This is a genomic window from Billgrantia hypersalina, assembly GCF_052584175.1.
The window spans coordinates 391633-415629 of the sequence record NZ_JBMIQI010000018.1 but is presented as its reverse complement, the minus strand read 5'-3'; the positions used below and the strand labels follow the sequence as shown (position 1 = coordinate 415629).

The following is a 23997-nucleotide window of genomic DNA, read 5'->3' as shown; positions in this document are numbered from 1 at the left end:
GCACGAGCGAGGCGACCATGATGATTCACACGATGCCCAAGCCAAACCGTTCCCCGTCACTGGCGACAAGAATCCTGCTGTTGGCATGGCTGTGCCTGCTGGCGCTGCCGGCTCAGGCCGAGCGCATTCGCGAAATCGCCAACTTCGCCGGCGTACGCGACAACGTGCTGGTCGGTTACGGCCTGGTAGTAGGGCTTGACGGTACCGGCGATCAGACCATGCAGGCGCCCTTCACCGGGCAGAGTCTCACCAACATGCTGTCGCAGCTCGGCATTACCGTGCCGCCGGGTACCAACATGCAGTTGCGCAATGTCGCCGCCGTCATGGTCACCGCGGACCTGCCGCCGTTTTCTCGCCCGGGTCAGCGGCTCGACGTCAATGTTTCCTCCATCGGTAACGCTCGCAGCCTGCGTGGCGGTACGTTGCTGATGACCCCGCTCAAGGGCGCCGATGGCGACACCTACGCCATCGCCCAGGGAAACTTGCTGGTGGGCGGCGCCGGTGCGCAGGCGGGCGGCGCCCAAGTGCAGGTGAATCAACTGGCCGGCGGGCGTATCGCCGGTGGTGCCATGGTCGAGCGCGAGGTGCCGGTAGATCTTGGCGCCAATGCCGGCCTGCTCGAGCTTGAACTCAAACAGGCCGACTTCGGCACCGCGCAGCGGGTGGTCAACGCGATCAACGCAGAATTCGGTCGCCCCGTGGCGGCGGCACGGGACGGCCGCGTGATCGCACTCGACGGGCCGACGAACCCCAACTCGCGGGTCAATTTCATGGCACAGGTGGAGAACATCAACGTAACGCCGATGGAGGCAGCGGCCAAGGTCATCTTCAACGCCCGTACTGGCTCCGTCGTCATGAACAGCGCCGTCAAGCTGCATCGTGCCGCCGTGGCCCACGGCAACCTCTCCATTGTCATCGACACCCGCTTCCAGGTCAGCCAGCCTGCTCCCTTGGGTGCGGGTGAAACCGTGGTGGTGCCGGATACCGAAATCGAGGTTCAGGAGCAGGATGCCTATCTGCGCCTGGTCGAAGGCGCCGACCTGGTCGATGTGGTCAACGCCCTCAACGCCCTCGGGGCCACGCCCAGCGACTTGATGGCAATCCTCGAGGCGCTCAAGGCATCCGGCTCGCTGCGTGCCGAGCTGGAGATCATCTGATGAGCATCCAGGACGCCACCGGCCAGTTCGCCCTTGACGTGCAGGGCCTCGAGCGGCTCAAGCACACGGCACGCCAGGATACCGGTGCCGGCCTGCGCGGGGCGGCCCAGCAATTCGAGGCGCTGTTCCTGCAGATGATGCTCAAGAGCATGCGCGACACCATTCCCTCCGGCGGCCTGCTCGACAGCCAGCAGGGCGAGTTCTACCAGTCGATGCTCGACCAGCAGTGGGCGCAGACCATGGCGGGTCGCGGCATCGGGCTGGCCGATCACCTTGTCGCACAATTGGAAGGGCAGATGGGGCTGGCGGGTTCCCGTTCCGGTGTTGCCGATCATGAACTGAGCGAACTGATTGCCGGAATACCCCGGGGTACCCCACGGGTGCTCCAGGATGCGCTGCAGCCCGTGAACGAAGAGGAAGCGGGCCGCGACGAGCCGGTGGAAGGCCAGAAGGCTGAACCGGCACCGATGCCGTCCAGCTTCCTTGAGGAGCTCGAGTCCGTGCGTGGCGGTTTCATGTCGGCGCTCGATGCCGCGCTGCCTAGCCCAGCTCCTGAAACCCAACCAGCGGCTGCAGCTACGTCAGCTGAACAGCGGGGCCGAACCGGCTCTAACGGTCCGAGTGGCGAGCATGTGCAGCGCTTCTTGGAGCGTCTCGCGGGGCCTGCCCAGGCCGCTAGCCGCAAGACAGGCGTGCCGGCCGAGCTCATCCTGGCACAGGCCGCCCTGGAAACCGGTTGGGGGCGCCACGAGATCGCCACATCAGATGGCGGCAACAGTTACAACCTGTTCGGTATCAAGGCGGGCAGTAACTGGCAGGGTCGTACCACTGACGTCACCACTCATGAATACCTCAACGGGCGGCGTACGCGTGTGGACGATACCTTCCGCGCCTACGGCTCCTTCGAGGAAGCCTTCACCGACTATGCGCGGCTGATCGGCAACAATCCCCGCTATGCGGAAGTGACCACAGCCGGCAGTGCCGAGCAGGCGGCCAGGGCGCTGCAGTCCGGCGGCTATGCCACCGACCCGGCCTACGCCGACAAGCTGATCGCCGTCATGAATAGCATGGGGCCGGTGCAGCAGCGTGGCGAATCATTGGTCTTTTTCAGCTATTGAGCAAGCAACAGTTCATTAAAGTTTCGGGTAAGCAGGCCGATATAAAGGGCATTGGCGAAAGGGAAACGACACCATGAGCACCATTTTCTCCGTCGGCCTGAGCGGCCTGAATGCCGCACAGAACGCGCTGAACACCACAAGCAACAACATCAGCAACGTCTATACGCCGGGCTACAATCGCGAACTGACCCTCCTGGGGCAGAACCGCGCCGATGCCGGGGTACAGGTCAACGACATTCAGCGCCAGTTTAACCAGTACGTGGCTTCGCAGCTCAATGCCGCGACCAGTTCTTCCAGCGCGCTGAAGACCTACGAAAACCAGATCAGCCAGATCGACAATCTGCTGGCCGATCGCGAAGCGGGCCTGGCACCGCTGATGCAGAACTTCTTCTCATCGCTCGAAGACCTCGCCGGTGCACCTTCCGACCCGGCGGCCCGCCAGGGCCTGCTCGGCACCGCCGATACCCTGACCGCCCAGTTCCGCGCCTTTGATGGCTACCTGCAGGATATGCAAACAGGGATCAACGGTCAGATTGGCGACGAAGTCACCCAGATCAACAATACGACCGAACAGCTCGCCACCTTGAACCGCGAGATTGCCCTGGCACGTGCGCGCAGTGGCGAGGCACCGAACAGCCTGCTCAACCAGCGCGACCAGCTGGTGGCCGAGCTCAGCGAACGCATGGACGTTCGCCTCGACGTTCAGGATGGCAAGACCTACAACATCAGCCTGCCCAACGGCCAGCCGCTGGTTTCCGGTACCAACCACTATCGCCTTGAAGCGATGGACTCGCCGAACGATCCTCAGCGGACAGTGCTGGGCTACAAGGATTCCGGCGGTAATCGGGTGGCACTGCCGGAGGACACCATCAAGGGCGGTACCCTGGGTGGATTGATGACCTTCCGCGCCGAAACGCTCGACAAGACCCAGAACCAGATCGGCCAGCTGGCCGTGTCGTTGGCGGTGGGCTTCAATGAGCAGCACCGCTTGGGCATGGATCTTAACGGCGAGCAAGGCGAAGACTTCTTCAGTATTGGCCAGCCCCAGGCGTACTCGTATCCGCGCAATACCGGTGGGGCGGAAGTCACGTCAGCGGCATTCGACGAGACGAATATAGACAAGCTGCGCGCGACCGACTACACCATCCGCTTCCAGGATGGCGAACCGCAGATTACCCGCAAGGATAACGGCCAGGCCGTCCCGGCCGATGAAGTCAGTTGGGATAATAATGTACTGAGTTTCGGCGGCATTACGCTCGAGTTCAGCGATGTGCCAGCTGACGGCAACCGCTACGAAGTGCAGCCGGTACGTCGCGCGGCGGCGAACATGGAATCGAAGATAGGCGATTTGGACAAGGTTGCCGCGGGTAGCTTCGTAGCGACTTCAGGTGATCTAGCAGTCTCCGGCCTGCGTGCCGAGGCAGGCGCTTTTAACAGTGCCACCGCTCATGATTTCACTCTATCAACGGCGGGCGGGGTAACGACGGTGTCGACGCCTGCTGATCCCGGTTCGTTCACGGTCAACGGTGGGGCTTATACTGCGGGCGATGAAATCGTGGCAGGGGACCGGATCAACCTCGATGGCATCGAATTTGTCGTCGACAGCGTCCCCGGTGATGGCAATACCGCTAGCCTTTCGCTCTCTGTCGCCGCCTCCGGCACAGGCGACAACCGCAATGCCCTGGCGTTGCAGAACCTGCAGAGTCAATCCCTGGTGGCCGGCCGCGCTTCGCTGAGCCAAGCCTATGGCGGCATGGTCAGCGATGTCGGCAACCGTACCAATATCGTCAAGGTCAATCTTGATGCGCGGCAGGGGCTTACCGATCAGCTGAAGGCGGTGCAGCAATCCGAATCCGGGGTCAACCTGGACGAAGAGGCGGCGAACCTTATCCGATACCAGCAATTCTACACGGCCAACGCCCGGGTCATCGATACCGCTTCCACGGTGTTCGATACCATTCTCGGCTTGCGTAACTGATTCTCAGGGAGTCCCGTACGATGCGTATCAGCACCGTGACCATGTACGAGCAGAGCGTCTCGTCCATGAACCGCCAGCAGGGCGATTTCATGAAGGTTGGCCAGCAGATCGCCAGCGGCCGTCGCGTGGTCAATCCCTCCGACGATCCTCAGGCAGCCTCGCGCTCGGTGGGGGTATCCCAGGCCAAGGCGGTGACTGAGCAGTTCGCCGATGCGAGAGTGTCGGCCCGTAATACGCTGGCCCAAGGCGAAAGCGTGCTCAACAGCGTGAGCGATGCCATTACCAGTGCCAAGACACTGCTGGTGCAGGCCTCAAGCGATACCCTGAGTGATGTCGATCGCCAGTCCGTGGCTTCCGAGCTACGCGGCATCTACGAAACGCTTGTTGGCCAAGCCAACGCCAGCGACGGCAATGGCCGCTACCTGTTCGGTGGTTACCAGGACAACTCGCCGCCTTTTGCACGTACTACCGGAGAAGGTGTCTCGGGTGTCGACTATATCGGCGACGAGAATACACGCGAACAGCGCATCGATGCCTCGCGGCTGATGCCGGTGGCTGACAATGGCAAGGCGATTTTCCAGAGCGTGCCTTCCGGGGCCGGCTACGTGGCGCGGGCAGAACGTGAATCGGCTGGGAACATCAGCATCGGTACCCAGCAGGGTTATGTGCGTAACGAAGGCTCGGTTGCCTTTACCAGCGGGCCTAACCGCGTCGACCCTAACGATGCGAATTTTGGCGATGCCTTCCAGCTTGAGTTCGGGACCGATGCCGATGGCAACACGGTCTATAGCGTTACCGCTTTCGACACAGAGGGGAATGCGACAGCCATTGTGACGGAGGCAGCCTACGAAACCGGCAAGACTATCGCCTTCGGTGGCGTTAGCATCACCCTCGAGGGCGAGCCGGTAGACGGCGACCAGCTGCAGCTGCGCCCGGCCAACGATGCCAGCGCTAACCAGGATGTGTTCAAATCCTTGAAGGATGCCATCGACCTGCTGGAACTGGATCAGGAAGGCACCGCCGAAAATCGTGCTCACTTTCGCAATACCATCAATACGGTGATGCGAGAGCTGGATAACAGCCTCGATAACGTCCTGACCGTACGCGCCTCCATGGGGGCTCGGCTCAACGAGCTGGACGTGGTCGATGCCGTGGGCGGCAACCGCATGATGAACTACGAGCAGACGCTTTCGGATCTTGTCGATCTGGATTACAACGAGGCCATCTCCGAGTACAGCCTGCGCCAGGTGGGGCTACAGGCGGCTCAAAAGGCTTTCGTCGACGTCAAGGGCATGTCGCTGTTCAACTTCTTGTAAGCACCACCCTGGCAGGGATGCCAAGGCTTGTCACCGTCGTACTTTGGTTCCCTGCAGATCGTGTCGTTTGCCTTTGCAAAGCACGGTCTCGTTTCGCCGCTCCGGTTCGCCGGGGCGGTTTTTTTGACCCTGCATTTCGAAGACGAACGTGACGTTGGCTCAGGTCAGGGGCGCCAAGGCTTCGATCAACGAGTAGATGAACTCGATACCGTTGCTGAACAGGCGCTGCAAGAAGCGGGACAAGTCGGTCATCAGTACCATCAGCAGCACCAGACCGATGGTCAGGGTCATGGGAAAGCCGATGTTGAACACCGTCAGCTGCGGGGCGGAGCGGTTGAGTATGCCCATGGCCAGGTTGATGATCAAAAGCGAACCGACCAGCGGTAGCGCCAGTGACATGCCTGCCACGAAGATGGTGCCGCCATAGCGTACCAGCATCTCGAAAGCGGCGGGATTGAACGCCCCGATGCCGACCGGCAGGCCATGAAAACTCGAAACGAGCGCCTCGAGCACCATCAGATGACCTCCTAAAGCAAGGAACATCAGCAGGGTGATCATGAAGAACACCCGTGACAGGATCATGGTATTGGTGCCGCTGCCGGCATCGAAGAAGGTGGCGAAGGCCAGTCCCATCTGTAGCCCGATGAACTCACCGGCAGCCTGTACCACGGCGAAGACCACATGCATCACCAGGCCGATGGCGATGCCGATCAGCATCTGCTCGACCATCAGGCCCAGGCCTGCCCACGACATGATGGGTACGTCCGGCATGGAGGGAAGAACCGGCGCAATAACCAGAGTAATCAGGAATGCCAGCCCGACCTTGGCCTGTCGGGGCACGCTGGAGTGACCCCACAGGGGGGCAGCGGCGAAAAAGGCAAGAATCCGCACGAAGGGCCACAGCAGGATGACGAGCCAGCCGTGCAGCTGGGCGAAGGTCACCTCGACCATGTTCGCCTCACATCAGCATACTGGGAATGCTGGTGAAGAGATTGCGGGTGAAATTCACAATCAGGCCGATCAGCCAGGGCCCGGCGAGTACCAGCACGCTGAACACGCCGAGAATCTTGGGAATGAACGAGAGGGTCATCTCGTTGATCTGGGTGGCGGCCTGGAACAGGCTCACGATAAGCCCGGTCAGCAGCGCGGTGATCAGCAACGGGCCGGCCAGGAACAGAGTGACACGCATGCCCTGGTAGGCAATGCTCATGACCATTTCGGGAGTCATAACGGCACCTCTAGATGAAAAAGCTTTCCGACAACGAGCCGATGATCAGCTGCCAGCCGTCCACTAGCACGAAAAGCATCAGCTTGAACGGCAGCGAGATCGTGGCCGGCGGTACCATCATCATGCCCAGCGACATCAGCGTACTGGCCACCACCAGGTCGATGATCAGAAACGGAATGAAGATGGTGAAACCGATCTGGAACGCGGTTTTCAGCTCGCTGGTGACGAAGGCCGGCACCAGAATACGCAGTGGCACATCTTCGGGCCCCTGCATGGGACCGATATCGCCCAGTCGCGCAAAAAGGGCCAGGTCGGGTTCGCGAGTCTGCGCCAGCATGAATTCGCGGAACGGCTCCTGGGCCAGCTGTAAAAACTCCTGAAAGGTGATCTCTTCAGCCGACAGCGGTACCCAGGCGGTTTCGTAAACCATGCCGATGACCGGCGACATGATGAAAAAGGTCAGGAACAGGGCGAGACCCAGCATGACCTGGTTGGGCGGCGTGGATTGGGTACCGATCGCCGTACGCAGCAGGCTCAGGACGATGATGATGCGAGTGAAGCTGGTCATCATCAGCAACGCGGCCGGCAGGAATGCCAGCGAGCTGAGCAGCAGCAGGGTCTGAAGCTGGATCGACCATTGCTGGCCGCCGTCTTCCAGGGGTTGGCTGATGATCCCCGGGATCTGCTGGGCATGAGCGCCAAGGGGGAGCAGGATCAGCGCGAGCACAACGAGTCGCGCCAACGAACGCAGCGGCAAGCGGGGGCGTGTCATGAGTCGCCTCGCCCGGAGCCGCCCAGGCCGGCGTTCTGCTTGAGCGCGCGGGCGAAGCGAGCGGCAAAGCGCTCGCCGTCGGGTGCGCCGCTGGCGTTATCCCCCGATTCTCGCACCGGCGCATCCAGTTCATGCAGCTTGTTGATCTGACCGCCACCGACGCCGAGCACCAGCCAGGTGCCTTCGACCTCGACGATCACGACGCGCTCCCGGCTGCCGAGAGCGGCGCTGCCGATCACATGCAGGTGACCGCCAGCGGCCCGCTTCTGGGGGCCCCAGCGGCGCAGCAGTGCGGTGCACACCAGAATGATGGCAATGACCAGGGCCAGCGCAGCGGCCGTCTTGCCGAAGGTGGCCATGCCCACCAGGGCATCGCCGCCGACGGCGAGAGAGTCGAGTCCCGCAGCGGTCTCGGAATTGGCGGTATTGCTCATCGGTTGAGTTTCTGCACCCGCTCTGAAGGTGTAATGATCTCGGTGATGCGGATCCCGTACTTGTCGTCGACCACCACCACTTCGCCTTGGGCGATGAGGTAGCCGTTGATGAGGATATCCATCGGCTCGCCGGCCAGTCCGTCGAGCTCGACGACCGAGCCCTGGGCCAGCTCCAGCAACTGCTTGATGGTCAGCTTGGTACGGCCCAGCTCCACGGTCAGCTTGACCGGGATGTCCATGATCATCTCGAGGTCACGGGCCGCCCCGCCTTCCTTGCCCTTGTCCAGCGGGCGGAAAACGCGATCGCCGGCGGACTGCGGAGCAGACGCGGGCGCGCTGGCTGCGGCGGGTGTCTCGTCGGCGGCCGCCTCGGCGGCTTCCTGTTCGGCCAGGGCTTCCGCCCAGGGGTCATCATCGCCGCCGCTGCTTGCCGCTGCCTCGGCCGCTTCCTGCTCGGCCATGGCTTCGGCCCAGGGATCGTCGTCGACAGCGGGGGTGCCGTCTTGTTCGGACATGGCGGCGGCCCAGTCGTCGTCGGAAACGTTCTGATCGGGTTTCTTGGGATCAGTCATGCTTGGAATCCTTGGCTTGAGGCGCTGCGCCCTTGATGAAGGCGTCCTTGGACACCGGGTTCTGTGCACCATGGTCGATGATGCGGATGACACGCAGCGCGCGCTGCTCGTGCTGGCTACCGTAATCGCACTCCATCACCGGAACGCCATCGACGCTGGCGGTTACCGTTTCAGGGAGTTCGAAGGGAAGTACATCGCCCACCTTGAGCGCCATCACATGCGCGATACGGGTGGAAACACTGGCGAAATTGGCGATCAGCTCCACCTCGGAGCGGCGGAGCTCGCCGGCCATGCGCTTGGTCCAGGAACCGTCCTGGTCATGGTGGCCATCGCTGAGAGGATTGGCCAGCAGGTCGCGCAATGGCTCGACCATCGAGTAGGGAATGCAGATCTGAAAGCTGCTGGTCAGATTGCCCACTTCGATATTGAAGTTGGTGTTCACCACGATCTCGTTGGGCGAGTTGGTGATGTTGGCGAACTTCGACTGCATCTCCGAGCGCAGGTAGCTGATCTGCAGCGGATAGACCGACTTCCACGACTCCTCGTAGGCGTCGATGGCCAGATGCAGCAGACGCTGGATGATGCGCTGCTCGGTGTTGGTGAATTCCCGCCCTTCGGACTTGGTCAGGAAGCGGCCATCGCCGCCGAACAGGTTGTCGACCACCATGAACACCAGGTTCGGCGGGAACACGATCAGCGCCGAGCCGCGCAGGGGCTTCATCCCGATGATGTTGATATTGGTCGGCACCGGCACGTTGCGTGAGAACTCGCTGTAGCTCAGGTAGCGTACCGAATCGACGGTGATATCGGCACTGCGCCGCAACAGGTTGAACAGCCCCATGCGGAAATGCCGCGCAAAACGCTCGTTGATGATATCCAGCGCCTGCAGGCGCTCGCGAATGACGCGGTGCTGTGTCGCGGGGTCATAGGGGCGAACGCGAGTGTTACCGTCGTTTTGCGCAACGGGTTCATCGTCGCCGCTGACTCCCTTCAGCAGGGCGTCGATCTCATCCTGTGACAGCAGATCGTCTTGGGACATGTGGCAAGAACACCCGGTTACTGCACGATGAACTCGGTGAACAGCACATCCCGGATTTCCAGGGCGGGCTGCGGCTCGGTCAGCGGCTCGGTGAGAATGGCAATGACTTCTTCGCTCAGGCGGCGCTTGCCGTCCGGTGTGGTCAGTTCGTTCGCCTGCTTGCCGGAGAAGAGCATCAGCAGTCGGCTGCGTACCTGTGGCATGTGCTCGGTGAGGATCTCACGGGTCTCTTCGCTACCGACTTTCAACGAAATGCCGGTGTACAGGAGCCGTGAGCCGAAGCTGTCGTCGGCGAGATTGACCGTGAAGGGGTCGATCTTGACGAAGATCGGTGCCTGACGCTGCAACTGCTGCGCCTGGGCGTTCTCTCCCTCATTGCCGTTGCGATCGCTCATGACCATATAGATGGCCGCTCCAGCGGCTGCCGTGGAGAGCAGTACCAGCAGTATCATCAACCACAGCAGCTTGGAGGAGCCACCCGTCGATTTTGCCATTGCCTTGCCTATTGTGTTGAACCAGCGGATGAAGGGTATTGTGTCGAAGTTGCGCGGCCTGTGATGACAGGAACAGACCGCGCGAATGGGCTTATCTTGGCATTTTGTCTCAGGCGTAGAGGTTCACACGGCCATCCAGCGACATCGGGGTGGCGGTACCCAGCGCCACGTCGTTGTCCATGGCAGGAATGCCTTCACCCTGGTCCGTGCCGGACTGGCCGTGTCGACCCTCTCCCCCTGCGAAGGCCTGGGCATCCTGGCGGCGATGGTCGCCCACCGAAGCCTCGCCGAGGGAAATGCCCTGCTCGGCCAGCGCCTCGCGAAGCTGCGGGATAGCCTGCTCGAGTACTTGGCGTACCTGGGCATGAGCCGACAGGAACTGCGCCTGAGCGCCCTGTTCGGTCACCTTGAGAGTGACTGAGAGCGGGCCCAGCTCGGCCGGGTTCAGGCGCATCTCGACCTGCTGTTCTCCGCCCTGGCGGGCGAACTGCACCAATTGCTGGCCCAGTTGGCCGGGCCAGGCCGGGCTCTGCAGCGGCGCGCTGAGGCTGGCCTGACTGGGCAGGGCGGGCTGTGCCGTGGGGTTGGCCTGGCCAGCCGCGGTGCCGCTGGGCTGGGGCTGGCCCATGGAGGCGGCCTCCGGCACGAAGCCGGTGCGTGCCGTATCCGGTGCCATCGCGCGCAGTTCGTTACCGGCTTGGGGTGCCGCAACCTTGGCCAGGGAGCTCGTGAAGTCGGTGGGGCGAGCCGGAGCCTCGCCGTCGCCTTCAGCTTCCTGACCCGCAGCTGCAGCGGATGCCGCCAGTTGAGCCGCTAGCGGGCTGGCCGAAACGGACGAAGTCGTCAGGGCCGACATGTCGGGACGTGTAGCGTTAGTCCCTTGTGCGTTGACTCCGGGCAGGGGGCTATCCTGGCGTTGAGTCTCGGTCATGGCAGCCGCCACTAAGGCGGCCGCTTGGGGCTGCTCAGCAAGCTCGGTGGACATCGCGTCGGCGGGTAGTGTCAGCTCTGGATCGGTCAGATCCTTATCGACCAGCGCCTGTTGGGGCAGGGCGGGCAGATCGGTAATGACCGGCGCTTGATGGCTGCCTTCGATCAGGGCCAGACGTGCCATGATCTCGTCCCACTGTGCGTCGGGCTGGGCAAGCTCCGCCTCGCCGCTGAGCGGCTGGGTCGCGTGGGCGTTCAGGGCGTGTAGCAATGCCTGTTGGGCGGCCATGGTGGGCGGTGGCAAACCCTCGACCGTCATGGCATTCAACTGGGCGGGCAGCGAGGCGTTGCCGGCCTGGCTCGAGTTGGCCACGGCAGCATGGTTGAGTGCCAGTGCAAACTGGCCCTGGCCGGTACCGGACTCCGGCTTGCCGGAGAGCTGTGTCGGCAGGGCGGACAGGATCGTCTGGATATTCATGTTTTTCTCCTTACCGGCTCACGACGTGGGGTCGATACGCTGGCGTAATAGTCGTCCGGCTGCCATCTCATCGCTGGTGCGTTGCTCTCGGCGCGCTTCCTGGCGCTGACGCTCGGCATCGCGCCGCGACACCAAAGTGTCGAAGGCCGAAAGCCGTTTCTGTTTCTGCTGCCACTGCTGCTGGCTCTGCTGCACGCGATGTTGCTGGGCATCGAGTGCCTGCCTGGCTCGCTGCAGGGCGGCGTCGAGCGAGGCCAGGAACTGCTGGTAGTTATGCATGCTGGCGGGGTCGATGCCCTCGCGCATGGCTTGCTGCAAGCGCTCGGCGTACTCGAGGCGATAGCGATTGAGCGACTCCAGTTGGGACGCCACCTGGCGTTCGTTCTGCCGTTCACCGGCGAGCAGTTGGCCCGCCTGGTCGCGCGCGTCGCGTGCCAGGTCGCTCAGCATGGCGAGTTGGGACGATGCACTCATTGTCTGACTCCTAGTGTCTCAGCCAGAACCTGTCGTGAAGCCTCGATCGAGGCGTTTTCATTCATGCCCTGCTGGAGGAAGTGCTCCAGCTGCGGGTAGCGCTGCACGGCCTCATCCAGCTGAGGGTCGTGACCGGGGCTGTAGGCGCCGACGCTGATCAGGTCGCGGTTGCGCTGGTAGCGTGAGAAGAGACGCTTGAACGCCTGGGTCATCGCCAGCTGCTGGTCGTCGATGATGTGCGTCATGACGCGACTGATCGAGGCCTCGATGTCGATGGCCGGATAATGCCCGGCCTCGGCCAGGGTACGCGACAGCACGATATGTCCATCGAGGATGGCCCGCGCCGAGTCAGCGATGGGATCCTGCTGGTCGTCGCCTTCGGTCAGCACGGTATAGAAGGCCGTAATCGAGCCGCGACCGCGTTCCGCATTGCCGGCACGCTCCACCAGGCTGGGAATCTTGGCGAACACCGAGGGCGGATAGCCCTTGGTTGCCGGCGGTTCGCCGATGGCCAGGGCGATCTCACGCTGGGCCATGGCGTAGCGCGTCAGCGAATCCATGATCAGCAGCACATTCTTGCCCTGGTCGCGGAAGCCCTCCGCCAGTCGCGTGGCGTAGGCTGCGCCCTGCAGGCGCTGAAGCGGCGAGGTGTCGGCGGGTGCCGCTACCACCACGGCGCGACGGCGCCCCTCGGGGCCGAGGATGTTGTCAATGAAGTCCTGCACTTCGCGGCCACGCTCGCCGATCAACCCCACCACGATGACGTCGGCGCCGGTATAACGGGCCATCATGCCGAGCAGTACCGACTTGCCCACGCCGGAGCCGGCGAACAGGCCCATGCGCTGGCCGCGTCCGACGCTGAGCAGGGCGTTGATGGCGCGAATGCCGACATCGATTTGCTGGTTGATCGGCGCTCGCTTCAGCGGATTGAGCGGTGGCGTCGAGAGCGGGGCGCGCGGGGCGTCATCCACCGGGCCGAGGCCATCCAGCGGCTCACCGTTGCCATCCACCACGCGGCCCAGCAGTGACTCTCCGAGCGGGAAGCGGCGAGCGGCGTGGTCGGGGCCGTCTCCCAGCGGGAAGACCCGCGCGCCGGGCATCAGGCCGGCAATCTCCGTGAGGGGCATCAACAGCAGGCGCTCGCCGTTGAAGCCGACCACTTCGGCCTCGGCGAAGCGGGGCGGCTCGTTGCCGCCGGGCGAGAGCAGCTCAATGCGACAGGCGTTACCCAGCGCCACCCGCAGGCCAACGGCTTCGATCACCATGCCGGTGGCGCGAAGTACCCTACCGCTGGTGCGATACCCTGGCACCGTCTCCACCCGCGCACGCACGTGCCGCAGCGTGTGCTGCCAGCGTGCCTGGTGCGTGTTGAGAGTGGGTGATGCTGCTTCGCTCATGTACTGTCTCTATGCTTCGTTGTCTTCATCGGGATTCGCCGAGCGCCGCCGCCTGACCTGCGACTTGACGGACTCCCATCGGCTTTCCCAGGTGGCGTCCAGCTCCCCATTCGCGCTGGTGACACGACACCCGCCGCGGGTCAGTTGAGCGTCCGGTTGAAGTTTCCAACCCGCCGCCGCCAACTCCGCGCCCAGATGCTCTTGGACCAACTGGTGGTCCTGAGGATGGAGCCACAAGCGCTGCTGGCCAACCAGGGGCGGCTCCGTGTGCAGCAGGGCCTTGACCAGCTCCAGCACCTGCTTGGGGCGCGCCTTGAGCGCCTCGCCGGCCAGCTGGCGCCCGGTCGCCATGGCCAGTTCGACAAGGTCATTGGCAATCTCTTCGTCGAGCGCTTCCAGGGCGCCGGCGAACTGATCGGCAAGCGGCTTGAGCGGTGCCACGGTGTCGTGCACCTGCTGCTTCAGCTCGCGCTGCGCCTCTTCTCTTCCTTCTTTCAGTCCTTGGGCATGGCCTTCGGTGCGCCCCGCCTCGAAACCGGCCTGGTAGCCCTCTTCGCGGGCTTCCTGCATGACCTTCTCGCGTAGCGCCTTCAGCTCCGCCTGCCGCTGAAAGGCGGCTCGGCGTCTGGCCTGCTCGGCCGGGTCCAGCTCCTGCGCGGGGCGCTCGCCTTGCGTATCGGCGTGCAGCTCGCCCATCTGCCAGCGCTGCCAGGGGGCATGCCGCTCGGAAGAGGAAGGCACCCGATCAGACATAGGTGTCGTCTCCGCCGCTCAGCACGATCTCGCCGGAATCCGCCAAGCGGCGGACCACCTGAAGGATGGTTTTCTGCTCGGCTTCCACCTGGGAGACTCGAATCGGCCCGCGCGCTTCCATGTCCTCGCGCATGAGGTCCGCGGCACGCCGCGACATGTTGCGCAGGAATTTCTCCATGAGCCCTTCGGGTGCCCCCTTGAGCGCGACGACCAGCGAGTTGGTATCGATCTCCTTGAGCACCAGCTGGATACTGCGATCGTCCAGGTCCATGAGGTTCTCGAACAGGAACATCTCGTCGATGATCTTCTGTGCCAGGTCCTCGCTGTGGGCGCGAACCGTCTCGATGGCAGTTTCCTCGAGCGAGGAGTTCATCAGGTTGAGGATCTCGGCCGCCGTCCTCACGCCGCCCATCTTGCTGCGCTTGAGGTTCTGGCCGTCGAGCATGCCCGAGAGCACCTCGGTAAGTTCCTGCAGGGCGGCCGGCTGCACGCCGCTGAACGTGGCGATACGCAGCACCACGTCGTTGCGCAGCTTGTCGTCGAACTGCTCCAGCACGTCGGCGGCCTGGTGGCGCTCCAGATGCACCAGGATGGTGGCGATGATCTGGGGATGCTCGTCGCGGATCAGCTCGGCCACCATGGTGGCTTCCATCAGGTTGAGCGAGTCGATGCCGCTGCTGCTGCCCTGACTCTCGAGAATGTCTTCGATCAGGCTGGAAGCGCGCTCGCTGCCCAATGCCTTGGTCAGCACCGAGCGAATATGGTCGCTGGAGTTGAGGTTGAGCGCGATGAACTCTTCTGTCTCGCGATGGAACTCCAGCATGACCTGCTGCATGTCCTCGTGAGAGACCTGATCCATCTCCGCCATTTCCATGCTGAGCTGCTGGATCTCCTTTGGCCCCAGGTACTTGAATACCTCTGCCGCGCTGTCCTCATCGAGGGCCAGCATCAGGATGGCGCTGCGGCGAACGCCGCTCATCGCTTTGGCACTACTCATTCTTGTTCATCCAGCTGCGTACGATCATGGCGATCATGCGGGGGTCTTCCTGGGCGAGCTCACGCAGCTCGGCCAGATGGTCTTCATAGGCCGACGAGCGGCGCTTGCGCTTGGGCTTCTGGTAGGGCCGCAGAGCATCGTCTTCATCGCCTGTCGCCTGCAGTTCGCCTTCGGTCGGCTCGCTGTCGTCGCCCACGCGAACCTGCAGGCCGGTGCCCGGCGCGCTGGCCAACACGGGCTGTTCGGTGTAGCGCTTGATCAGCGGGCGCAGTACCAGCAGGTAGCCCAGCAGGATACCCAGTGCCACCAGCAGGTAGCGGCCAATGGTCAGGGCCAGCTGATGGACCTCGGGCGACTGCCACCACTCGAGCTCTTCGGCTTCCTCGACGATGCGGCTGAACGGGCTGTTGACGACCTCGATCTCGTCACCCCGGGCCTGGGAGAAGCCGATGGCCTGGCGCACCAGGCGTTCGATCTGTGCAACTTCGGCGTCGCTCAGCGGCACGCGCTGCCATTCGCCGTCCTCGTTGCGCTCTTCGCGATAATCCACCACCACCGCGGCGGACAGGCGAGTCACCTGGCCCTGCCGATGCTGGATGTGCTGGATGTTACGGTCGACTTCGTAATTGACCACGTCGTCCTGTTGCAGGTTGTTCAGTGCCTGCAGGCTCTGCTTAGCCTCCTCGGTGAGTTCTCCTTCCTCATCGGTGGGGAGCTCCTCAATGGGAGAAGGGGCGGTGCCCGGCGGTGTATTGCTCAGCGCGCCGGGTATGCCCAGCGCGACGCCATCGCCGCCGTTGTAGGAGAGGCTCGATTGACGGCTGCGTACCGCCGCCTCGTTGGGCGGCTGGTTGGGGCCAAAGCGCTCGGAAGTCTCTTCGCGGCGTGAGAAGTCGATCTGGGCGGCCACCTGGGCGCTGACGCTCTCGCGACCCAGGATCGGGGCCAGGATGCTCTCGATGCGCTTCTGGAACGAGCGTTCCACCTCGGCGATATAATCGAGTTGGGTGGCATCCAGACCGCGACCTTGAGAGTTGGGCTGCGACAGCATGCGGCCGTTCTGGTCGACCACGGTGACGTTCTCCGAGGCCAGGTCCGGTACGCTGCTGGACACCATGTGGACGATGGCGGCAACCTGGCCTTCCCCCATCACGCGACCCGGCTCGAGGGTCACGATGATGGAGGCCTTGGCGGGTTCGCGGTCGCGCACGAATACCGAGTCCCGGGACATGGCCAGGTGAACGCGCGCGCGCTCCACCGGCCCCAGGGACTCGATGGAGCGCGACAGTTCGCCTTCGAGGCCGCGCTGGAAGTTGACCTGTTCGGCGAACTGGCTGACGCCGAATGCCTGGCTGTCCATCAGTTCGAAGCCGACGTTGCCGCCGCGCGGCAGGCCCTGCTCGGCCAACTGGAGTCGAAGGCTATGTACGGAATCGCCCGGTACCAGTAGCGCGGTGCCCCCTTCGCTGAAGCGATACGGCACGCCCCGGGTTTCCAGTTCGCTGATGATGCGCCCACCATCGGCTTCGGTAAGGTTGCTGTAGAGGACGCGATACTCGGGCTCGCGTGCCCACATCATCAGGGCGACCACGATCGCGACCATCGCGGCGCCGCCGACCAGGATGGCGATCAGCGGGTTGCCGCGCAGCTGCTGCTGGAGTCGCTCGAGCAGCGCAGTAGAGGAAGCGCTGGCTGACGAGGCCTGACGCTCCTGCGTCGTGGCACCATTGCTCATGCGCGCCCCCAGAAGAGAGCACCATCGGCTGCATGGAAAGTGTTGCTGGAAGATGGCATTGACTGCATCCGTTCACCGCGTTCTGGCTGCCCCTGACGGGGCGCAACTGTGATGAACGCTATTATGCGAGTCGCCCTCTACGCCAAAGGCGGGAAAAGCCCCTTTTTTACCTGCCAATTGGTCGTTTGGTGAAAATACGTAACCTGATAGCCTTGCTCTACATTCGCCAGGGGCCGGTTTCGGGAGGCCGCAGGCGCACGAGACGACCCATAACCTAACGAGCGAGGGTGCTGATCATGAGTTCACCTGCCATCCAGTCGGCGCTGGCCCAGATGCAGACGCTGGCGACCCAAGCCAGTGGACAGGCCGCCAAGGGCCAGCAGGTTTCCACTCAGGTGGGGCAGGGCGGCTTTGCCGGCGAGCTGCAGGCCTCGATTCAGCGCATCAATCGCCTGCAGCAGGCCTCCGCCGCCAAAAGCATGGCATTCCAGGCCGGCGATCCCAATGTCGAACTCAACGACGTCATGGTCGACATGCAGAAGGCCAGCGTGGCGTTCCAGATGGGCCTGCAGGTTCGTAACCGCTTGGTGGCGGCCTATAAAGACGTCATGAACATGCAGGTCTGAGGCTGGATATCCGGTATTCGCACGCCGACTTTCCAGTTCGCTATGGACTGTCGGTTTCAAGCCTGTAGATTGATCAGCCGCCCCTGCAGTTCATCCAGCCGCTCGGCGATGGCCAGTACCTCCTCGGAAGGAATCTGACGCAGCACGTCGCCCGTTTCCCTGTCCACGATGCGAGTGACGACGCGCGACGTGTCGTTTAGCTCGAACTCCACGCCATACTGGCGCAGCACTTCGTTGATCCGCTGTACCGGCTCCACCAGGTCGGCCTGGCTTGGTGACATGCCGTGGCTCTCGGCCTGGGCCAGCATGGTGCCGGCGGTGGGCAATGTAGCCAGCACGGTTTCCTTGCGCTGACGTGGCGTCAGGTCATGCAGTGCCGACGTGCTCAAGGCATTAGTGGCATCGGTCAATGGCGAAGACATGTTGTTTCCTTATGGATATCCCCGTGCTGATGCTGGCAAAACAGCACCCCCTCCAAGGCTTTCTGCAGATCGTCTTTTCTAGATAGCCTCTCCCGTTAACTCTATCGGCCGCGAAAGTCGCAGCTTTAGCCTCGACTCGAAATTATTTGTTTCGATTGTGACCACGACCGCAGCGTTGGCTGGATTGACGGTTCGTTGGTGCAAAGTGGGGCCAAGAGGATAGAATGCTGTTACGGATTGGCTACATTTCGTGGCGTTCCAATCCCGAACGTGCGTGCAAGCATACGGTGGTGTTCTGCCGATGTTTTCAGCAGCTGCCAGTGAGGCGACATGAGCCAAGAGCTACCCATCGAACGCATCATGCAGACCGGGCTTCTCACCTGCGAGCCCGACACGCCACTCTGGATGGCCGCCGAGCGCATGGCGGCGCGCCAGTGCAGTTCCATCGTAGTGGTCAAGGCGGGGCAGCCGCTGGGTATCTGGACCGAACACGACGCGTTGGCCGTCAACTTCGCCGACCCCGAAGCCGTTCGCCTGCCGATCTCTAAGATCATGAGCCAGCCGGTGGCAAGCCTGCATCTTTCCACGCCCATGACCGAGGCGGCGCTGCGCTTCAACGCCGAGAGACGTCGCCATTTTCTGGTCGTCGATGACGCGGGGGCGCCGGTCGGCATTCTGTCGCAGACCGATGTTGCCCTGAATCAGGGGCTCGAACCCTACCTGCGACTCCGAGAGGTACATGCGGCAATGCGCCAGCGGGCGCTGGTGCTGGATGGCGAGCAGCTGCTGGCACAAGCCGCGCGTTCAATGCGGCTCTCCGAATGCGATGCGGTGGTGGTCAAGTGTGCCGACGGCGAGCTGGGCATCCTGACCGAGCGCGACCTGGTACGGTTCGTGGCGCGCCACCCGGGCAACACGCCCATCGAAGGGCTGGCCAGCAGGCCTCTCCTGACCGTGAATCAGCATGACACCCTGATTGCCGCCCGCGACCTGCTGATGAACCATCGCGTACGCCACCTGGCCGTACTCGACGAAGCCGATGAAGTGGTGGGGCTGCTGGGCTTTCGCGATATGCTGGCCGGCGCCGAGCACCTCTACATGCAGGATTTGCGCAACGCGCTGGAGCAGCGCGACCGAGCGCTCGCCCAGTCGCGGGAAAACCTTCAGCTTGCGGAGCGAGTCATCGATTCCTCGCTGGAAGGCATCATCGTTACTGACCCAAACAATCGCATCGAATTCGTCAATCGCGCCTTTACCCACATGACGGGGTACACGGCCGAAGAGGTGATCGGCAAGACGCCGCAGGTCCTGTCATCGGGGCGCCACGACGCCGCTTTCTATCGCCAAATGTGGGACGCGCTCAAGCGCAGCGGTTACTGGCGCGGTGAGATATGGAACCGGCGCAAGAGTGGCGAACTCTACCTGGAGCTGCTGACCGTCACGGCGATCACCGACGACAATGGGGCGGTGAGCCACTACGCGGCGTTGTTCAGCGACATTACCCACCTGCGCGAGAACGAAGAGCGCATTCGCAAGCTGGCCTACTACGATGCCCTGACCGGCCTGCCCAATCGGCGCCTGCTAGAGGACCGCCTCGAGTTGGCGATCCGCCATGCCCATCGCAACCAGACCCGGCTGGCGGTGATCTTCGTCGATCTCGATCATTTCAAGGAGGTCAACGATGCCTTGGGCCACGCGTTCGGCGACGAGCTGCTGGTGATGATGGCGGAGCGCCTGCAGCTTCGCCTGCGCGAGGACGATACCCTGGCTCGCCTGGGCGGCGACGAGTTCCTCGTGCTGCTTCCCGATCTCGAGGAGGTTGACGAGGTAACCCGTATTGCGCGGCGACTGGTAGAAGCCGTGAGGGAACCCTGCGTGCTCGAGGGCCAGGAGTTTCGCCTTGGCTGCAGCCTGGGTATCAGTCTTTACCCCGATGATGCCACCACTGCCGAATCCCTGGTGCACAATGCCGACGTGGCCATGTATCGGGCCAAGCAGGAGGGACGCAACGGCTATCGCCTCTATCGCAACGAGATGAACCTGCAGGACGATCGCCAGCGAGCGCTTGAAAAGGCCCTGCGCGAAGCCTTCGTCTCGGGCGAGGGCCTGCAGCTGCACTATCAGCCGATATTCGAGAGAGAAAGCGGCAGGCTGCATGGCGCCGAGGCCCTGCTGCGCTGGCATCATCCGCTGCTGGGCAGCGTGCCTCCGATCAGTGCCGTTACCCTGGCCGAACGAGCGGGGCTGCTGCCGCAATTGGACGAGTACGTGCTGGAGCAGATCTGTGCACAGCTGGCTGCCTGGGGAGCCGTCGGTATCGGGGCGGTGCCCATCAGCATCAACCTCTCCGCGCGGCAGTTCTGGCAACACGACCTGCCCGTGCGTGTTGCCACCAAGCTCAAGGAGCACCGACTGCTCCCCGGCCTGCTGGGGTTCGAGATCGCCGAGCGCACCCTGCTCGACAAGCCCCACCAGGCGGCCGTCGTGCTCAAGCGCTTGCGCCGCCTGGGCGGCGAGGTCGCCATCAACGACTTCGGCACCGGTTATGCCTCCCTCGGCTACCTGCAGGATCTGCCGATCAGCATGCTCAAGATCGACCGGCGTTTCGTGCAACGGCTGGACAGCGGCCAGCGTGGCAGTGCGGCGATCGTGGCGGCAGTCGCCGGATTGGCACGCGAAATGGAGCTTCGCCTCGCGGCTGTCGGCGTCGAAACCAAGGCCCAGCGCGACATTCTGGGGCGCCACGGGGTCGAATTGATCCAGGGCTACCTGACCGGCAGGCCGGTGCCGGCCGAGCACTTTGCCAGCCTCTACCTGGCGACGCGCAGTGGAGTAGAAGCGCAAGACGCCTGACGAAACCTCACGCTTTTCGTCATTTCACTTGAAGGCCCGACCCGTTAGGCTAGGCGCCTTTATCGTCTTTTCCGGATTATTGCCGTTTCGATGAGTTCACTGAACGCCAGTAGTGGCGATCATCGTGGCCCCATGCGCCACGAGTCGCTGATGCCCACCCATCACGATCACGACCAGGACAGCACCTGGATGATCGGCTATCTGGACATCATGACGCTGCTGGTTGCCTTGATGGTGCTCATTTTCACGCTGTCCCATTTCGGCAGCGCTGATGAGACGTCAGCGCAGCGCCCGACGCCGATTCCCTTCGCAATACCGCTGCCCAGTGAAATGGCCCAGGCGCTGCCCACGACTGAGCCCGTGCCCGTCGAGCCCCAGCCCGTTACCGGCAGACTGAGCCAATCAGCTATTACGGCAGCGCTGGGCGTGGCGGGCCCGCCGCGAGGGACCGAACCACGAACCCCTACAGGCGCACCGCCTGCCTTCGTGGCGCCACCAACGCCGTTGGCCCTGCTGGCGCAGCGAGAACCCTCTCCGCTCTTGTTCTCGCAGGCTGAAGTGCCTAAGACCGTACTAGCGGCAAACGGCCTGGTGCCGAATCCTGAGGGGGAGTTCGTTCTGGTAGTGACCGACCGCCCTCCGAATGGCGCGCATGAAGTCGATCCGCAAGCCATCGCGGCATCGCAAGCGCTGCAGCAGGCGCTGGACGAGCGGTTGGAAGAAGCCCCCTACCTGGCCGATCTGGAAGGTGTCGAGGTGTCGCGTGTGGCGGAAGGGATCAAGCTGCGGGTGGAAGATCGTCTGTTGTTTCCCACGGCCGCTGCCGAACTCACCGAAGACGGCGAAGTGCTGATCCAGCGACTGATGGAGGTGATTCAGCGCCACGATGGTGACGTCGCCGTGGAAGGGCACACCGACAGCCGCTCGATTCAGACAGAAGAATTTCCCTCGAACTGGGTGCTCTCCAGCGCCAGGGCGATTGCCATCGTTCACGCCCTGGAGCGCGCAGGCGTCGACTCGCAGCGCCTGCGTGCGGTGGGCCTGGCCGACACGCGCCCCCTGGCGAGCAACGACACGGGAGAGGGGCGTGCCCAGAATCGACGTGTTGAGGTGATCATTCACGCGCGTTGATCTGCGCCTAAAGTCTAGTCGTTGGCGGCCGATATCAGGGGCAGCCCGAGGCACAGGAGGTGCTCGGATACGCATCCCGATATCGTGAGAACTTCATGCTTTCTTCCCTTAGATTCCGACTCCTGTTTGCCGCGGCATCCGTCATTGCCGTGGCCCTGATAATCAATGCCGCTGTCAGCTATTACACCGTCAAGTCGCATAACGACGAGCAGCTCTCTCGCAATCTCATTTCCGTCGCTGAAGGCAACGGCCGCACTATCAGTGAGTGGGTAGGCGTGCATGCCAGCATGCTCGAGTCGATGGAGAGCAGCATTCGAGCCGACCATCTCGATCCCGTATTGAAGGCGATCCAGGCGTCCGGCAGCTTCCTGGCCACCTACATGGCGTACCAGGACACTGGCGAAACCATCTTCTATGACGGTTGGGAGCCGCCTGCCGATTTCGATCCTCGAGTACGCCCCTGGTACGAAAGCGCCGCCGCCGAAGGCGAGAGCATCGTCACCCTGCCTTACGTCGATACCGTGACCGGTGGGCTGGTCGTCACCATCGCCAGCCCGTTTGAACGCAATGGCCGTCTGGCCGCAGTGGCCGGCGGTGACGTGGCCATCGACGATGTGGTGGCCATTGTCGAGAGTATTGCACCGACACCGAGCAGCTTCGCCTTTCTCGTTGCGGCGGATGGCACACTGATTGCTCATCCGGACTCTGAGCTGAGCCTCGAGCCCTCTACCCAGCTTTCTCCTGAGTTGGACGCAGCCTTCCTTGCCGGGCTTCAGCAGGCGAGCGAACCGGAGCGAATGGTCCTTTCAGACCGGCCACGGTTGCTTCAGAGCCAGCCGATTGCCGGCACCGACTGGCAGCTGGTCGTCGCGCTGGACGAGCGCGAAGCCACTGCCGGCCTACGCGCAGTGCTGGGCAGTTCCGCGCTTACCCTGGTGCTGGTGGTATTGGGAGCCGTGCTGGTTCTCGGAGCGCTCTTGACGATCATGTTCCGCCGCCTGCAGGCAGTGCGCAACGCCATGACCGACATTGCCAGCGGCGATGGCGACCTCACCCAACGGCTGCCGGAGGATGGCCGAGATGAAGTCGCGCAAATTGCCTCGGCATTCAACCAGTTCGTCTTCCGTATTGAAGACGTCATGCTCACGATTCGTGATGCCAGCGAGTCGGTCACCGTGGCCGCAGGCGAAATCGCCAGCGGCGGCCAGGATCTCTCCCGGCGTACCGAGAACGCCGCCGCCAGCCTGCAGGAGAGTTCGGCCTCGATCGAGCAGATCGCCAGCACGGTCGAGCACACGGCGGACTCGTCGCGCCATGCCAGCGAGCTATCCCAGTCGGCTTCCGACGTGGCGACCCGTGGAGGCGAAGTGGTGGGTCAGGTCGTGACCACCATGCAGGAAATCACGGCCTCATCGGAGCGCATCGGTCATATCGTCAAGGTGATGGATGGCATCGCCTTCCAGACCAACCTGCTGGCACTCAACGCCTCGGTCGAGGCGGCCCGGGCCGGGGAGCAGGGCCGCGGCTTTGCGGTGGTAGCGGGCGAAGTTCGCCAGCTGGCCACGCGCAGCGCCGAGGCCTCGCGAGAGATCCGCGGACTGATCGAGGCCTCCGGCCAGAAGGTGGCCTCAGGTACCCAGCTGGTACAGCAAGCCGGCGCCACCATGGATGAGCTGGTCGCGGGCGTCAACCGCGTGGCCAAGGTGCTGGGCGAAATCAGCGTGGCGGCGGGAGAACAGAGCGACGGCATCGGCCATGTCAACGTGGCCGTGGCCGAGCTCGACCGCATGACCCAGCAGAACGCCGCGCTGGTGGAGGAATCCACCGTCGCGGCCGAGCAGCTCAAGGAACAGGCCGATCGTCTAGCCGAGGCTGTGGGTGGGTTCAAACTCAGCGAGCGGAGCCAAACCATGACGCAACTGGCTTCCCCGGCCGCCTCGTCCAGCAAAAGAATCGCCAAGCGTGCACTGGTCGAGCTGAGCTAATTATTAGAAACGGGCCTAAAGTTCACCTGCCAGCAGCCGACAACTAAAAGATAAGGAAGGTGCCGAGCGCAGTAATCACGCCCGGCACCCGAATTCACCGGCACAAGG

At 63.1% G+C, this 23997-nt stretch carries 22 protein-coding genes; 8 read left to right on the top strand and 14 right to left on the bottom strand.

The features are described from left to right. Positions 1-32: 32 nt before the first annotated feature. From ACOJCM_RS16440 to flgL, 4 genes are all read left to right on the top strand, one after another. Complete coding sequence (locus tag ACOJCM_RS16440) at positions 33-1157, top strand: flagellar basal body P-ring protein FlgI (protein WP_445213491.1); 1125 nt, start codon at positions 33-35, stop codon at positions 1155-1157. Beyond that, a complete protein-coding gene (gene flgJ, locus ACOJCM_RS16435; protein WP_445213151.1) occupies positions 1157-2275 on the top strand; it encodes a flagellar assembly peptidoglycan hydrolase FlgJ in 1119 nt (372 codons plus the stop codon). The genes ACOJCM_RS16440 and flgJ overlap by 1 nt, the downstream gene beginning before the upstream one ends. A 73-nt stretch (positions 2276-2348) precedes the next feature. Continuing rightward, positions 2349-4253, top strand: a complete 1905-nt coding sequence (gene flgK / locus ACOJCM_RS16430; RefSeq protein ID WP_445213150.1) for a flagellar hook-associated protein FlgK — start codon at positions 2349-2351, stop codon at positions 4251-4253. Between the two features lie 20 nt (positions 4254-4273). Further along, positions 4274-5569 carry a flagellar hook-associated protein FlgL gene (gene flgL, locus ACOJCM_RS16425; RefSeq protein ID WP_445213149.1) on the top strand — a complete coding sequence of 432 codons (1296 nt, stop codon included), beginning with the start codon at positions 4274-4276 and terminating at the stop codon, positions 5567-5569. A 159-nt stretch (positions 5570-5728) separates the two neighbouring features. On the opposite strand, the gene fliR is transcribed toward flgL, so the two are convergent. From fliR to fliF, 13 genes are all read right to left on the bottom strand, one after another. Continuing rightward, complete coding sequence (fliR, locus tag ACOJCM_RS16420; RefSeq protein WP_445213148.1) at positions 5729-6520, bottom strand: flagellar biosynthetic protein FliR; 792 nt, start codon at positions 6518-6520, stop codon at positions 5729-5731. A gap of 7 nt (positions 6521-6527) precedes the next feature. Continuing rightward, positions 6528-6797, bottom strand: coding sequence for a flagellar biosynthesis protein FliQ (gene fliQ / locus ACOJCM_RS16415; protein WP_445213147.1), 270 nt, complete (start codon positions 6795-6797; stop codon positions 6528-6530). Between the two features lie 10 nt (positions 6798-6807). Further along, complete coding sequence (gene fliP / locus ACOJCM_RS16410) at positions 6808-7569, bottom strand: flagellar type III secretion system pore protein FliP (RefSeq protein WP_445213146.1); 762 nt, start codon at positions 7567-7569, stop codon at positions 6808-6810. Further along, positions 7566-8003 carry a flagellar biosynthetic protein FliO gene (fliO, locus tag ACOJCM_RS16405; protein ID WP_445213145.1) on the bottom strand — a complete coding sequence of 146 codons (438 nt, stop codon included), beginning with the start codon at positions 8001-8003 and terminating at the stop codon, positions 7566-7568. Before fliO ends, fliP begins: the two co-directional genes overlap by 4 nt. Beyond that, complete coding sequence (fliN, locus tag ACOJCM_RS16400; protein WP_445213144.1) at positions 8000-8575, bottom strand: flagellar motor switch protein FliN; 576 nt, start codon at positions 8573-8575, stop codon at positions 8000-8002. The genes fliO and fliN overlap by 4 nt, the downstream gene beginning before the upstream one ends. After that, on the bottom strand, positions 8568-9614 hold the full coding sequence (gene fliM / locus ACOJCM_RS16395) for a flagellar motor switch protein FliM (RefSeq protein ID WP_445213143.1): 1047 nt from the start codon (positions 9612-9614) through the stop codon (positions 8568-8570). The genes fliN and fliM overlap by 8 nt, the downstream gene beginning before the upstream one ends. 17 nt (positions 9615-9631) lie before the next feature. Continuing rightward, on the bottom strand, positions 9632-10108 hold the full coding sequence (gene fliL / locus ACOJCM_RS16390; RefSeq protein ID WP_445213142.1) for a flagellar basal body-associated protein FliL: 477 nt from the start codon (positions 10106-10108) through the stop codon (positions 9632-9634). 109 nt (positions 10109-10217) lie between these two features. Then, on the bottom strand, positions 10218-11516 hold the full coding sequence (locus ACOJCM_RS16385) for a flagellar hook-length control protein FliK (RefSeq protein ID WP_445213141.1): 1299 nt from the start codon (positions 11514-11516) through the stop codon (positions 10218-10220). An 18-nt stretch (positions 11517-11534) separates the two neighbouring features. Next, positions 11535-11990, bottom strand: a complete 456-nt coding sequence (gene fliJ, locus ACOJCM_RS16380) for a flagellar export protein FliJ (protein WP_445213140.1) — start codon at positions 11988-11990, stop codon at positions 11535-11537. Next, positions 11987-13387, bottom strand: coding sequence for a flagellar protein export ATPase FliI (gene fliI / locus ACOJCM_RS16375; protein WP_445213139.1), 1401 nt, complete (start codon positions 13385-13387; stop codon positions 11987-11989). Before fliI ends, fliJ begins: the two co-directional genes overlap by 4 nt. Before the next feature lie 9 nt (positions 13388-13396). Further along, on the bottom strand, positions 13397-14140 hold the full coding sequence (locus ACOJCM_RS16370) for a flagellar assembly protein FliH (RefSeq protein ID WP_445213138.1): 744 nt from the start codon (positions 14138-14140) through the stop codon (positions 13397-13399). Continuing rightward, positions 14133-15137, bottom strand: coding sequence for a flagellar motor switch protein FliG (gene fliG, locus ACOJCM_RS16365; RefSeq protein WP_445213137.1), 1005 nt, complete (start codon positions 15135-15137; stop codon positions 14133-14135). Before fliG ends, ACOJCM_RS16370 begins: the two co-directional genes overlap by 8 nt. Beyond that, positions 15130-16872, bottom strand: coding sequence for a flagellar basal-body MS-ring/collar protein FliF (gene fliF / locus ACOJCM_RS16360; RefSeq protein WP_445213136.1), 1743 nt, complete (start codon positions 16870-16872; stop codon positions 15130-15132). The genes fliG and fliF overlap by 8 nt, the downstream gene beginning before the upstream one ends. Positions 16873-17168: 296 nt before the next feature. On the opposite strand from fliF, the gene fliE reads away from it, so the two are divergent. After that, positions 17169-17498 carry a flagellar hook-basal body complex protein FliE gene (fliE, locus tag ACOJCM_RS16355; protein ID WP_445213135.1) on the top strand — a complete coding sequence of 110 codons (330 nt, stop codon included), beginning with the start codon at positions 17169-17171 and terminating at the stop codon, positions 17496-17498. Positions 17499-17554: 56 nt separating this feature from the next. Here fliE and ACOJCM_RS16350 read toward each other — a convergent pair whose 3' ends face one another. Further along, positions 17555-17920 carry a flagellar protein FlaG gene (locus ACOJCM_RS16350; RefSeq protein WP_445213134.1) on the bottom strand — a complete coding sequence of 122 codons (366 nt, stop codon included), beginning with the start codon at positions 17918-17920 and terminating at the stop codon, positions 17555-17557. A 330-nt stretch (positions 17921-18250) separates the two neighbouring features. On the opposite strand from ACOJCM_RS16350, the gene ACOJCM_RS16345 reads away from it, so the two are divergent. The 3 genes from ACOJCM_RS16345 to ACOJCM_RS16335 all read left to right on the top strand — a co-directional run bounded on the left by ACOJCM_RS16345 (position 18251) and on the right by ACOJCM_RS16335 (position 23889). Further along, positions 18251-20773: an EAL domain-containing protein gene (locus ACOJCM_RS16345; protein WP_445213133.1), complete on the top strand. Its 2523-nt coding sequence runs from the start codon at positions 18251-18253 to the stop codon at positions 20771-20773. Between the two features lie 90 nt (positions 20774-20863). Beyond that, on the top strand, positions 20864-21904 hold the full coding sequence (locus ACOJCM_RS16340; protein ID WP_445213132.1) for an OmpA family protein: 1041 nt from the start codon (positions 20864-20866) through the stop codon (positions 21902-21904). A 95-nt stretch (positions 21905-21999) separates the two neighbouring features. Beyond that, positions 22000-23889: a methyl-accepting chemotaxis protein gene (locus ACOJCM_RS16335; protein WP_445213131.1), complete on the top strand. Its 1890-nt coding sequence runs from the start codon at positions 22000-22002 to the stop codon at positions 23887-23889. Positions 23890-23997: the final 108 nt, after the last annotated feature.